We start from the raw sequence: 12,944 nt of genomic DNA on the forward strand, positions 1-12,944 counted from the left end.
CTCATCACCACGGATAATCAATATGGATGATAATTTAATCGTCAAGCCGCTGCGTAATCTGGCTCATTATTATGTACATCTTCTTTCTCGTCTGGGGCTCGTTAAATTTACCTTAAGTTTGGCAACACTGATTATTGTTGCTGCTCTAGCCATTCAGATGGTCTTAACTTTTTTCCTAACCGGTTCTATGGCATCAAAAGATGATGTGGTCCGCTCAGTTTTCTTTGGCTTGGTGATAACGCCTTGGGCTGTCTTTTTTATGTCGGTGGTGGTCGATCAGCTAGAAGATTCGCGCCAGCGCCTGACTAAAATGATCCGAAAACTTGAAAAAATGCGCACCCGGGACCTTGAGCTCAATAAAAAACTAAAAGAGAACATTACACTTTTAAATAGTGAAATTGGCGAGCGTAAACGTGCTGAAAAAGCATTGCAACACACAATGGCTGAGCTTCGCCAAGAAGTTCAAATCCGTCAACAAGCGCAAGATGAGCTCGAAGAACGCAGCGCCTTGCTGCGCAGTTTTATTGATACATCGCCTGATTTAGTCTTCTATCGTAATCAATCTGGGCAGTTTTCTGGCTGCAATATCGCGATGGAAAAACTGACAGGTAAAACTGAGCAACAGATGATTGGTCTAACGCCTATCGAGGTCTATAGCGACGATGTGGCGCAATTTGAAATGCAAACGGATAAAGAGGTGTTTGCCAGCGATGAAAGTATGACTTATGCCCAGTGGCTGACTTATCCTGATGGTCGTAAAGCATATTTTGAGCTGCATAAAGTGCCATTTTATAGCGGTGATGGCCATCGCCTTGGGCTACTCGGGTTTGGCCGTGATATTACCGAGCGCAAACATTATCAAGAAGGGTTGGAGCGGGCGAGCCGCGAAAAAACTGAGTTTATTTCAACCCTGAGTCATGAACTGCGCACCCCTTTAAATGGGGTGGTTGGCTTAAGTCAGATTCTATTAGATAGTCCGCTCAATCCTGAACAGCGCCGACAACTGCAGACCATCTATATTAGCGCCGTTACGCTTGGCAATATCTTTAACGATGTCATTGATTTAGATAAGTTGGATAGACGTCGTTTTAATATTAATAAAGCGCCCATGGAGCTACCAGCTTTCTTGCATGACTTGGAACGCTTAGCTGTATTGCAGCTGGAAGCGAAAAATTTATCTTTTAGTATCGATTATCCTCAGCAATTACCGGTGTGGGTCGAAACGGATGCGACTCGGCTTCGCCAAGTGTTATGGAATATTATCAGCAACGCCACGAAATTTACCGAGCAGGGCGGAGTCACCATTCGTCTGAGCATCAGTGAGCGTACTGAAGAGCATTGTGTCTTAACCTTTGATGTGGCGGATACGGGCATTGGGATCCCGCATGATGAGCTAGAGAATATCTTTGCTATGTATTATCAAGTCGATAATAAAGCGCAAGCCACCGGAACCGGTATTGGTTTGGCCGTTTCCAAACAGTTTGTTGAGGCGATGGATGGTCAATTAAGTGTGACCAGCGAGCTTGGTGAAGGAACCTGTTTTACCATCTGTTTACCGATGCGAATTTGCGACCAGCAACAGATAGATGAAGATGATGAACTGCCACCGCTACATCTGTTGCTGGTGGAAGATGTTGAGCTTAATATTCAGGTTGCAAAAACCCTTCTAGAAAAACAAGGGCATGAGGTCAAAGTGGCTAAAACAGGCCAACAGGCCCTTGATCAAGTGCTCGCAAATGATGACTTTGATGTTCTGCTTTTGGATATTCAGCTTCCTGACATGACAGGCTTTGAGCTTGCCGATACGTTAAAAGAGCGCTTTAAAGATGATCTCCCACCGATGGTGGCTTTAACTGCTAACGTGGTTAATCGTAAAGAAGATTACCAGCGTCACGGGATGGTCGATGTCGTGCGCAAACCGTTGTCAATCAAAGCGGTCAATAAGGTATTTAATCATCTATTTTCTGTTTCCGGCGTTAGCTCGACGATGGCTGATGCACCGAGCGTTAGTGAGGCTGAAGTTGTACCTAGCCACGTTAACAACGAATCGCTTATTTTAGATGAAGAAGTTTTAGGAGAATTTTGTCAGGCTCTAGGTACCGAGGGAATGGCGAAAAATGTGGATCTATTTGAACAGGCGATTGACCCCTATTTAGATGTTTTACATTCTAATTTAATTGCCCAAGACCATGATGGTATTGTCAGTGAGGCCCATAAAATTAAAGGGGCGGCAGGCTCGGTTGGCTTAGCTCGCATGCAGCGCTTAGCCAATCAGATGCAGAGTCCTGATTTGCCTGCCTGGCAGCATAATTTAACCCGTTGGTTTGAAGAGCTCAGCAATGCTCGCAAGCAAGATATAGCAACGCTTCGAACATGGTTGAGTGAGCATCGGCAAACATTTAGCCGCTAATATAAAATGATAACCAGATAGCGATGAAGGCCGGACAGGCTAAAGAGAGTAAAAATCCACTGACAATGGCAACTGGTACACACTGAGTGCCACCGCTTTTGGCAATAATTGGCAGGGTAAAGTCCATTGATGTTGCCCCGCCATAGCCAATTGCAGCGCTTTGAGAGATGGGCATTAACAGTGGGATTAAAATAATCGCGATGAGCTCACGCAATAGATCGATAAAAAATGCGCTGCTTCCCATCAGAGCATTGACTTGGCCGCTAATTAAAATTCCTGATAATGAATACCAACCAAAGCCGCTGCTTAGTGCCAGAGCCAATGGTTTTGGAATATCTAACAGCCAGCCTGCTAATAGTGCCGCTGGTAAGGTGCTGATAAAAACGATTGCCGCAATTAACATTCCTCGATGATCAAGCAAGACCTGCCTGAGAGTGAGATCACTGGCGCGAAGTTGTAAGCCAATCAGTGCCAGTAGCAGCATGAGCACATAATCACTGAGCTGGGTTTGATATGGAAGGTGCCAGTGGCCAAATAGTCCCAGGGCAAATCCACCTGCGACAATGGCAACCATCGAGGCGGAATCTTTAAACATCGCCGGCGTGAGTTTAAATTTTCCGCCTTGTGCGGTCTCTTTAGACCATTGAAGATAACGACGAAATAAAAATAAGCCAGCTAAATTAAAGAAAGTAATCGCGCTAATAAACACCGAACAGATAAGAACTAATCGAGTAAGATTACTGGCCAGATTATCGATGAACGCTAAGTTATATCCCATGATAGCTAAAATGATATAAACCATTTTGCTAAGGCTTGTATTAATTAGCTGGATTAGCCGAGGTTGTTTAATCTCTATGGCATACCCAATAAAAAGAGGGGCAAGAATTAAGGCAATACTGAACAACATGTAATTTCTCTGGCTAATACAGATATCTAAATTAAATCAGGATGTATCATAGCAAACCCGCTGCTATATAAATATATTTTGTTTTTCATCCTATCGTTTGCACCCCACGCCAGACAAGCGTTTACAGACTCTTCAGACAGTTAGATAACAATATAGTTGTCAATTTTTCAGACGAATATAGATAGATAAAAACAAAAAACAGAATAATTGTGTTTTATGTTATTTCGAATAGCTTTCGTTATTTTTAATTGCTAGTATTTTCAAAATATTTCAAGTTATTAGATAAGTTTAAGGAGGTTTTATGCACCCAGTTATGACTCATAATACATTAAGCCTTCTTAGCATCGAACTGTATCAATCTTATACCTCAGCATCATATGGTTTGGATTATAAACGATGAAACCAATGCTTAATCGTATTATCCAAGCTGATTATTTGCGTGCTAGCGCAAGCCATATGCTCTGCTTAAACCATTCTATAAAACATCTGTTTTTAGATTATTAGGCGAAGAGTATCTTCGGGCTGCGCAGCTGATGCGTAGTTCGGTGTTTGATGTTCTTCGTATCGCTGTGTTTCCCGATTATTTGTAACTGTAAAAATAGGGAAATATTATGTTATCAATTCGATTAAAACTCACTCAGTGGTTAATTGATGGACTGCTCGGTTATCAGGACCAATTAGAAACTCGTCAATGGCTAAAGCAGATGCGCAAAAACCAGATCTCGATAGGTGAAGGAATGAGCTCTCATATACGCCGAGATATCGGTCTTTCTCAATCCGTCGTGTATAAAGCGAAAGAACCTAAACTCAGTCGAACAGATGTTGAGAAAACACCTCGTAGTCGCCGAAAAATGACAGTGAGTGGTCGTATGCAGCATGTGAATTGGCCTCCAACGAGCAGGCGGAGATTACTCCGCCAACGTGCAACTCGATAAACAGGGCCCCGTTAACGCGGGGCTTTTTTATGGACCAAAACTGATGCTAAGCCATTGTAAATAGCTGCCTTTAGCAAGAGCGATTTGCGAGCTTGCACAACTGTTTAAGCCACGTGAAAGCAACGATTGTTCTGGCGTTTGTTGTTGATATTGATAATGGTGCATCAGTGTCAGTTTAGGCAAATCTCCGCTGAGAATAGCCTGATGACGCTGTATTAATGTGGTTTGTTTGGCTAGTAAATCGCGTTGATAAGGACCGTGAATGGTACTGACCAGTGTCAACGATTGGCCGTTTGCCTGGGCCAAAATGACCCACACTTTTTGCTCAAAGCCTGCAGCTTGGTTAAATGTGCCAAGGGTTTTAAGCTCTGATGGCCTAAAAAACAATGCACTTTGAAAGCCATTTACCACTCGGCTTAATTTTAACTGCCAGTTAGCGCCGAGTTGTTGGAGCAAATCTTTGGTTTGAGCGGGGGCTTTTTTACTATTTAAATTTGTCACAAGTAGTGCACCAGAGCGTTTAATCTGTGCCATTGCTGCTTTGGGTAGCGGCTGGTTAAGCGCTTTTGCATTTAAGCTCGCTAAGGTAAATGCATCCGTTGGACAATCGGTAAAATTTAAGTCATCTGCTGACAAGCTCGATATTTTTACTGACTCTGCAGCCTTAGCTTGGACTGTGAAAAGAGCGAGTAAAAAGGTCAGTTGTAAGATTTTATTTATTCTCATATTAAAGCTTATTTGCGATTTTAGTCTGATAGGATAGAAGACTCGACAATGGAGGGCAAACCTTTGTAGGAGGTTGTATGGCTGGGTTTCAAAGTGGCTGGATTCAGACACTTCAAGATTGTCCAAAACAACAATGGCAAACGTTAACACAAGATAATGGACCATTCGTCCAGTACGATTTTCTTCGTATTCTTGAGCAAAGTGGTTGTGTGGGAGGCGATACCGGTTGGCAAGTTTGTCACTGGTTAATGTGGCACAACGACAGGCTAATCGCCGCGGTTCCTGGATACATAAAATATCACTCTTTTGGCGAATATGTGTTTGATTGGGGATGGGCGGATGGTTACCAGCGCTCTGGTATTGAGTATTATCCAAAATGGATTAGTGCCGTTCCATTTACCCCAATTACCGATGATCGGCTGTTAATCGCCCCGGATGCAGATGAAAAGCTGATTTTGCAACGGTTGCACAGCGATCTGGTGCAACTGAGTGAGCAATATCATCTCAGTGGCACGCATTGGTTATTTACCCCAGCCCATTGGCAGGCCCCTCAAGATACAATTCAGCGGTGTCAAATTCAGTATCATTGGCATAATAAGTTCTACCACGATTTTGATGATTTCCTGGCTCGGCTAACTTCGCGAAAACGCAAGATGATTAAAAAAGAACGCCGCGCAGTTGCTGATTATGGCATTGAGATTGAGCAAGTCGATGGCGATGCGATGGGCCCGCTCCACTGGCAGTGTCTGGTGCAATGCTATCAGCAGACATATTTAGAACACAGTGGTCATTCAGGATATCTTAATGAGCAATGGTTTGCTCTGCTACGTAAACATCTGAGCCAGCAAATGATGGTTGTATTTGCGTCATTTGATGGTCAGCTGATTGCTGCAAGCCTCTTTTTTAAAGGTAAGAACACTCTTTATGGGCGTTATTGGGGATCGCTTGCGCATGCTGAGTTGTTACATTTTGAGCTGTGTTATTATCAGGGCATCGAGTATTGCATTAAGCATCAATTAAGTCATTTTAATGCCGGTGCCCAAGGCGAGCATAAATTGCTGCGTGGCTTTGAACCTACCTATTGTTATTCATACCACCATCTGGAACACCCTGATTTTGCGAAGGCGTTAGCTGAGCTGCTCAGTCAGGAACGTGAATATATAACTGAGCAGTATCAGCAAGCTCTGGATGTTTTACCGTTTAAGCAATCAGGTGGGTAAGAATCGCTTGTTACGGGGCATTAGCGAAGCGGGTTTTCGCTGGCCCGAAATAATCGTCTGCGCCGGCGAAATAATCTCGCTATAGATGCTTTTACAACCATAAATAAAATCGCAAAAATAATTCCGCACAACAGGGCGGATTGATTAATCACAATCCCCGGTTGATAGTGATTCAAGGTGGACAATAATAGTTTGGGTTGGGGGTAGCGAATTAATGCCCAGAGCTGTTTGCCAAGACTTGGACTATCTAATGACTGAACCGAAGTTGCAAGATTTTGTGTTTCATCCTGAGTGGTTTGAATTAACTGGGCTGTTTGCTGGCTGGCGCTATCTTTGCTGTTTTGTAATTGCAGAACTAATTTGTCCACCGATGCTAAATTTTGGCTCTTAGCAATGGTATTAAATTTATCTAGAACACTTTGATTTGATTGCAGATATCCTTCAACTCGCTGTTGATATAAGCTGATAAATTGGGGCACTTGCATAGCTATAATAAAAATAGCTACAAATAACAAACGATCAATGATTCCAAGTAAAAAGCGCATAAGAACTCCGTGAAAAGCGATGCATAGGCCATCCAATGGCAAGAATCATCTAAGTGATAAAATAATACGATGACATTTTATAGCATATCTTTATGAAATTTCGGTAGTAATTCGCGTCTTATATCGTGTTTTAACTGCGCTCAAACCGCTACTTTGTAAAAGTTACCGTATTAATAGTAGAGTAAATAGAGAATAGTCCCAATTTTTGTCGGTTTATTTTAATTATTGAGGGCTTAAAATGACAAAAGTTATTGATGTAATCAGGTGGATCTCATGCAATCGACAGAAAATTTTCGCATCGCAGTTGTTGGTGGCGGAGTCGCCGGCAGCTTGTGTGCTTTGCGTTTGGCTGAATCAGGACTTCATGTCAGTTTATTAGAAAAAGGTCCCGAATTGGTAAATGGTCCACCGATTTGTCATTTGCATGCTGGCGGAAGCTTATATCGGGAATTAAGCGACGGACAATGTTTGGCTCTGCTCGAGCAGTCAATCTATACCGCGCGAAGCTTCTCTCACTCTATGCGTTATCGCCCCACTTTAATTGCTATTCCCAAGCGAGATCCTGGTTATATCGAACAACTTTTGCCTCGTTTTGAAAAACTAAGGGCGCATTACCGCCAATTAGTGAATCAGGACCCTCTTAATGAAGTGATTGGTCAAGTGGATGATTATTTCCAGTTGGTCAATCAGCCCGATGCCCAGCGGCTTGCCAAGTTACCTGCGGTGGCTGAGCCTAAGAGCGCCGAACAATGGCTCATTAATGCGCTGCGAGAGCTTGACTTGGATAAACTCAAATTTCCTCTGGTATTGGTTCAAGAATATGGTGTGAGCTTATTTCGTGTCGCAGCTTGCGTCTCTTTGGCCGCAGAAAAATTAAATTCGTTGAGTGTCCACCTTAATAGTGATGTTGAAAAAGTGGATGCGCTAGAAAAAGGTTGGCGGGTGCATTATCGCCAAAATGGTCAAGCCAAAAGTATGGATGTTGATTATCTTGTTAATGCAGCCGGTTTTCGAAGCGGTAGCATCGATGATTTACTCGGTGTTGAATCTGCTCGAATGGTTGAATTTAAAGCCGCTTATCTGGCGGATTGGCCTCAAGAGCAGTGCCCATGGCCAGAAGTAGTCATTCATGGCCAACGGGGTACTAAACATGGCATGGCTCAATTAACTCCCTATGGACAAGGTGTGTTTCAGCTCCATGGTATGGCTCCTGGAGTGACGCTGTTTGAGCAAGGTGTGGCAAAAAGCTCAGCAATGAGTGCCCAACCACAATTGAGCGCTGAGTTATCGTTATTGGCGAATGGGCAATGGAGTCAAGAGTTGGCCTCTGAGCGTACGCAAGCGGCGATTAATTATTTGGCTGAGTTTGTTCCATCTTTTAAAAGTGCCAAAGTGATTATGAAACCTCTTTCGGGAGCGCAGCAGATCCCAGGCAGCGATCTTAATCAACGAGTCAGTGGCGCAAGCTTTGCAGCTAGTCGCTATGCTCGCAGTGAAATCGTAAAATTTTCATCAGCGCTTGATGCCGCTGACGATATTCTGGCTGATATCGGCCAATTGATTGAGGTGCCGCGCGCTCTCAGTGGCGAACTTACTAGCGTTACATCTGTTGCGATAGAATCGATAGATAAACTTGCACAAAAAATAGCACTGCGTCGGAAATTCCCTAAAGCGCTCGCAACTCAGTGTTAAAAGCGCCCGCAAGTTAGTTACTATTCACCTATTAATGACACAAATAATTATAACGGCAAGTGCATTGCCGTTATTGCTTTTTCTTTATTTATTTGACCTACCTGCATTTGCTTGCATTTCAATTTTTTCTTAAGAAACCGGTTTCTTGAAATTTCTCCCTGATTAGAATATCAGCGATTTCCTAATGGAATATCAAAGGTATTAATAGATTAATTAGATATTAGATTCTAAGTATTAATTGTTTTTGAAATGTTCTAATTGATTAGAATTAGTTCACATATTAGTATATTTGCCCATATATATGTGATTTTGTGTAACTTATGTATGTGTAACCGTTGCGAGACAAGCCTTTGTGGCTGTTTTGGTCTCGCATGGTTAAAGATTGAGGTTCTTTAAAAGAGTAGGTCGTACCGTTAGGAATACCTGACGTAGGATAGGAATTCTCTTTGTTTAGTTAAGCAATGTTTCTATAAATATTTCAAAAATAATAACTGGCTTTTTTATATGTTAACGAGTACCTATCACTTTAAAAGTGCACATAAACGTGAGCTGTTTTATAAATGCTTAACGCCTGCGTTTGTGTGTGATGCTAAAGGTTGCTTGTTAGATGCTAATGCAGCTGCTGAGCCTTTGCTCAGTGGGCAACAGACAAAAAATCTTTGGCATATTTTCGATATAGGACGAGGGCTGCTATCTGAAAAAGATAAACATTGTCAGGTTGTCCCGCTTATTCAGGACTCCTCAGGGCAAAGTCTATTTTTATTGTATGTTGATAAACTTGATGAAAAAGAACAAACCTATTTAGTTCGGGCTCAGCCGCAACTTAAAGATTTTAACCAACCTCTGGGAATGCGTGAGCGTCCATTTTTCTATGATGCTTTAACCGGGTTGGCGAACCATTATGCTTGGTATCGACGCGATCAGCATCGACAGTATACTGAGCCCAGCGCTCTGGTTTTAATTAAATTACACAATTTACGCGCCATTAATATTTTGGTGGGGATGCAAAGTGGTGATGAACTTCTGCGAGAACTGGGTGAATCATTTAAGGCGCTGAGTAATGAGTCGATGCATATTTATCGCTTCCCTGGTGCAAAATTTCTCTTGGTGTTAAATCAACCTGTTGATTCTCTTAAAAAGTGGTTATATGAGGACTTATCACAACTATTAAGCGAGCAGCTCTCTTTTCATGATCTGCAAGGCATGCACATAGAATGGCGTGCTGGCGCAACTCTTTATCGTCATCAAGTCAGCGCTCAAGCACTGATGGAAGAGTGTTCAATTGCGATGGCTCATGCCAGCCTATCCCAGCCATATGTGTGTTATCGAAATGAATATCAGGTGGTTATAGCCCATCGAAATCGCCAGCAAAATCGTATTTATCAGGCTCTTGAAGATGAACAGCTGGAATTGTGGTTGCAACCGCAGACATTAGATAGTGGTAAAGTTGTCGGTTATGAGTGTTTGTGTCGACTGAAGGATGCGAACGGGGAGATTATTCCACCTGATGAATTTTTACCTTATGTTGATTTAAACAACTGGTATGCTTGGCTTGCTCAGCTGGTTTGGGCGCGAGCTTGTGAGCTGTTATCCGATTGGGATGAACGATTAGGGAATGTTCCCATCTCAATTAATCTGGCGGGTCCTGAGCTACTTGATGAGCGATTTTATCAGATGCTGTTAAAACGCTATAGCCAGTCAGCGCTATTGCGCCAGCGTCTCGCGCTTGAGTTGACTGAAACTTCTATGGTTGGTCAGCTGGCACAAACCAAGCAACGGCTGAGTTCTCTTGCCCAAGCGGGAGTTACGGTCCTGATTGATGATTTTGGCACAGGGCACGCATCACTGGCCCAATTAGTTGATTTATCTATTTCGGTATTAAAGATCGATCGCCTGTTTGTCTCGCATGTGCTGGATTCAGCAATCCACTCGAATATTATCAAAGCCTCAATACAACTCGCTGATAGTTTGGATATGAGAGTGATTGTCGAAGGCGTTGAAACAGCCGAAGAGCTAGAGGCGCTTAAAGCGCTCGGGTGTAAAATGTTTCAGGGATTTTATTTTGGCCATCCTCAGCCATATCAAAAATTGCTCGAGCAGTTTAATCCGTGAAATATATTACGCCATATAGAAAATAGGGCTTTTTGAGAAAAACTGCTTTATTATAGCCGGACTTTTTTATCTGCTTTTGTCGCTTTTCATGCGGGATTTTTCTTGAGTCTTTGCTTGATGGTAAGCACCAAGTAGGCTTGGAGAAATCATGGTTCCTGCGTTTCCGCACGCTGTGCAGCGTCTTTATCTTGAGCGTGTCGCAAAAAGTACTCGTCCTTATTTAGCCCGTGGTCATCAAGTTGTTCGATGCCCAAATTGTTTATTGGCTGTTGAGCATTGTCAGTGCCATCTGCGCGCTCAGGTGCCATCACAATGTGCGTTTTGTTTGGTGATGTATGATGGGGAAATTTTAAAGCCGAGTAATAGCGCTCGATTGATTGCTGATCTGGTGGCTGATACCCATGCTTTCACTTGGTCTCGCACTGAGCCGAATGAGGCGTTACTTTCTCTTTTAAAACGCGATGACTATCAACCGATTGTTATTTATCCACAGGAAAATGCAGTAGCGACCCAACCTGTTGTGACAGATGAGCAGTTGGTTACTGGGGGAGCTAAAAAGCCACTTTTTATTTTGTTAGATGGCACTTGGCGTCAGGCGCATAAAATGTATCGTAAAAGTGTTTGGCTGCACGATCTGCCGCTATTGTCATTTCACCTGAGTCAGCCACCAACTTCTTATAGTTTGCGCCAAGGAAGTTTAGACTTTCAATTAGCGACCGCTGAAGTGGCCGCTTTAGCACTTAACAAAGCCCATGAAGATGCGAATGCTAATGTTTTATTGCGCTGGTTTGAGGTTTTTTGTGAAGCCAGTTTAATGGCAACTTCAAAAACCTCATTAGTGAAAAATCGCAAACCATTAGCACAGCTGCAACAAGAGTATCAGCAAGCGTTATCGCTGGCTAACAAAGCATCTAGCTGAGCGAGTAAGCGCTGCGTGTAGCGCACGCCAAAACCACTGATCGGTGTGGGTTGATGAGCAAGCGGTATTTTGGGGTTAAAGGCGCTCAAATCAATGTGGATCCAGTTATCATGGGGCTCTATAAAACGCAGTAAAAAGCGAGCCGCATGAATGTGATCAGGGCCAGGCCCTGGTGCACATTGTGCTATGTCGGCAATTTGCGAGCGAAAGTCATCATCATAGTCGCTATCTAGTGGCTGCGGCCAGACACGTTCACCGCATTGCTCCCCAATCTGGGTAAGTTCCATAAGCCAATCAAAACGGTTACTCCACAAGCCACTTCGATTGTTCCCCAAAGCGCGTTTGCAACTGCCGGTGAGCGTGGCATAGTCGATGATTAACTGAGGCTTTTCACGACTCGCTAATGTGAGCGTATCGGCTAATACCATACGGCCTTCTGCATCGGTATCGACGATCTCAATTGTGGTCCCGTTAAGAGCTTTAACGACTTCCCCTGTTTTATAAGCATTTGGGGCAACATGGTTTTCAGCTAGAGCGAGATAACAGTCAATTTGATATGGAACATTGAGCTCACTGGCAGCTAGCAATGAACCTAGCGCTACCGCTGAACCGCCCATATCCATGTGCATGCCACTCATATTGCTTTTTAAGTTATAGCCTCCAGTATCCATACAGATGCCTTTACCAACGAGGGCAATATGCTGTTTAGGAGCCTTGGGGGTATAGCGAAGACGGACGATGGAACTTGGATGATTGTCGCCTTTGGCAACGGCTAAAAACGCCTCTGCTCCAAGAAGCGCCAGCGCATCTTCATTATAGATATCAACCTGCCAGTTATATTGACTCGCTAATTGCTGAGCCAGTAATTGGTAGCTTTTGGGGTTAAGCTGATCGGCTGGTTGCCAAGCTAGATAGCGCGTGAGTGCATTGCCTTTTGCTTCGGCGCAAAGCTGTGCAATCTGCCCATCACTTAAGGCCACATCAGTTAAGTACAAAGTTTTTTCACTGGAGAGAATTTCTTGTGAGTTGTGTTTGTAATTGGGCAATGTGTAGTTTGCGGCTAACCAAGCACTGACAAAGGCCTCTTGTAAAATCGCATCGCTGCATTCAAAGCTGAGTTTTTTGAGTTTTTCGAGATTAGCCTGTTCAATGAGTTTTCTGGCCCATGTGAGTTTTGCAAACATGGTATTTTCACTGACAGGTTGAGCATTTAATAGCAAAGCCGGATAAGGCTGAGTGATGCTCCAAAACTGGCTATCGGGAAAAATAGCTTGTTGCTCTTTAAACTGAGCAACAACATGGCTCTGTAATTGGCTGAGATCGTCACAGCTGAGATAGACTCTGACGACATCATTATTTAAGCTTGCCTCGGCAGCTTGGATGGATAAATTTGGATAACTAAAAGGCTTCATAAGTGCAGTTCATACAATCAAACAATAGAGCTAGAGTAGCACTTAGCCTGTAGGCTGTCAGGTGCG

Annotated in this window: 10 protein-coding genes; 6 read left to right on the plus strand and 4 right to left on the minus strand. The window is 43.3% G+C overall.

Annotated elements, in window-relative coordinates; genetic code table 11:
* The first annotated feature begins 22 nt into the window (after positions 1 to 22).
* Positions 23 to 2,410, plus strand: coding sequence for an aerobic respiration two-component sensor histidine kinase ArcB (arcB, locus tag ABTQ23_RS10130; protein ID WP_408615598.1), 2,388 nt, complete (start codon positions 23 to 25; stop codon positions 2,408 to 2,410).
* Here arcB and ABTQ23_RS10135 read toward each other — a convergent pair.
* Positions 2,400 to 3,212 carry a LysO family transporter gene (locus tag ABTQ23_RS10135; RefSeq protein WP_408615599.1) on the minus strand — a complete coding sequence of 271 codons (813 nt, stop codon included), beginning with the start codon at positions 3,210 to 3,212 and terminating at the stop codon, positions 2,400 to 2,402. The genes arcB and ABTQ23_RS10135 overlap by 11 nt on opposite strands.
* 716 nt (positions 3,213 to 3,928) lie before the next feature.
* Between ABTQ23_RS10135 and ABTQ23_RS10140 the strand changes: the two genes are divergently transcribed.
* Positions 3,929 to 4,252, plus strand: coding sequence for a hypothetical protein (locus ABTQ23_RS10140; protein ID WP_408615600.1), 324 nt, complete (start codon positions 3,929 to 3,931; stop codon positions 4,250 to 4,252).
* A 27-nt stretch (positions 4,253 to 4,279) separates the two neighbouring features.
* Here the strand turns inward: ABTQ23_RS10140 and ABTQ23_RS10145 are convergent, their stop codons facing one another.
* Positions 4,280 to 4,978 (minus strand): hypothetical protein, encoded by a 699-nt coding sequence (locus ABTQ23_RS10145; RefSeq protein ID WP_408615601.1) that lies wholly within the window; start codon positions 4,976 to 4,978, stop codon positions 4,280 to 4,282.
* Positions 4,979 to 5,055: 77 nt separating this feature from the next.
* On the opposite strand from ABTQ23_RS10145, the gene ABTQ23_RS10150 reads away from it, so the two are divergent.
* Entirely contained in the window at positions 5,056 to 6,198 is a 1,143-nt protein-coding gene (locus ABTQ23_RS10150; protein WP_408615602.1) for a GNAT family N-acetyltransferase, read from the plus strand.
* Positions 6,199 to 6,218: 20 nt separating this feature from the next.
* On the opposite strand, the gene ABTQ23_RS10155 is transcribed toward ABTQ23_RS10150, so the two are convergent.
* On the minus strand, positions 6,219 to 6,743 hold the full coding sequence (locus ABTQ23_RS10155; protein ID WP_408615603.1) for a DUF2937 family protein: 525 nt from the start codon (positions 6,741 to 6,743) through the stop codon (positions 6,219 to 6,221).
* A 273-nt stretch (positions 6,744 to 7,016) separates the two neighbouring features.
* On the opposite strand from ABTQ23_RS10155, the gene ABTQ23_RS10160 reads away from it, so the two are divergent.
* The 3 genes from ABTQ23_RS10160 to ABTQ23_RS10170 all read left to right on the plus strand — a co-directional run bounded on the left by ABTQ23_RS10160 (position 7,017) and on the right by ABTQ23_RS10170 (position 11,466).
* Complete coding sequence (locus ABTQ23_RS10160) at positions 7,017 to 8,435, plus strand: FAD-dependent oxidoreductase (protein ID WP_408615604.1); 1,419 nt, start codon at positions 7,017 to 7,019, stop codon at positions 8,433 to 8,435.
* Positions 8,436 to 8,939: 504 nt separating this feature from the next.
* The gene (locus ABTQ23_RS10165) at positions 8,940 to 10,547 is read left to right on the plus strand and encodes an EAL domain-containing protein (RefSeq protein ID WP_408615605.1); all 1,608 of its coding nucleotides are present in this window, start codon (positions 8,940 to 8,942) and stop codon (positions 10,545 to 10,547) included.
* Between the two features lie 148 nt (positions 10,548 to 10,695).
* The gene (locus ABTQ23_RS10170; RefSeq protein ID WP_408615606.1) at positions 10,696 to 11,466 is read left to right on the plus strand and encodes a tRNA-uridine aminocarboxypropyltransferase; all 771 of its coding nucleotides are present in this window, start codon (positions 10,696 to 10,698) and stop codon (positions 11,464 to 11,466) included.
* On the opposite strand, the gene ABTQ23_RS10175 is transcribed toward ABTQ23_RS10170, so the two are convergent.
* Positions 11,427 to 12,878, minus strand: coding sequence for a M17 family metallopeptidase (locus ABTQ23_RS10175; RefSeq protein ID WP_408615607.1), 1,452 nt, complete (start codon positions 12,876 to 12,878; stop codon positions 11,427 to 11,429). The two genes, ABTQ23_RS10170 and ABTQ23_RS10175, sit on opposite strands and share 40 nt — an antisense overlap.
* Positions 12,879 to 12,944: the final 66 nt, after the last annotated feature.

The organism is Celerinatantimonas sediminis (assembly GCF_046054195.1).
Taxonomy (GTDB): domain Bacteria; phylum Pseudomonadota; class Gammaproteobacteria; order Enterobacterales; family Celerinatantimonadaceae; genus Celerinatantimonas.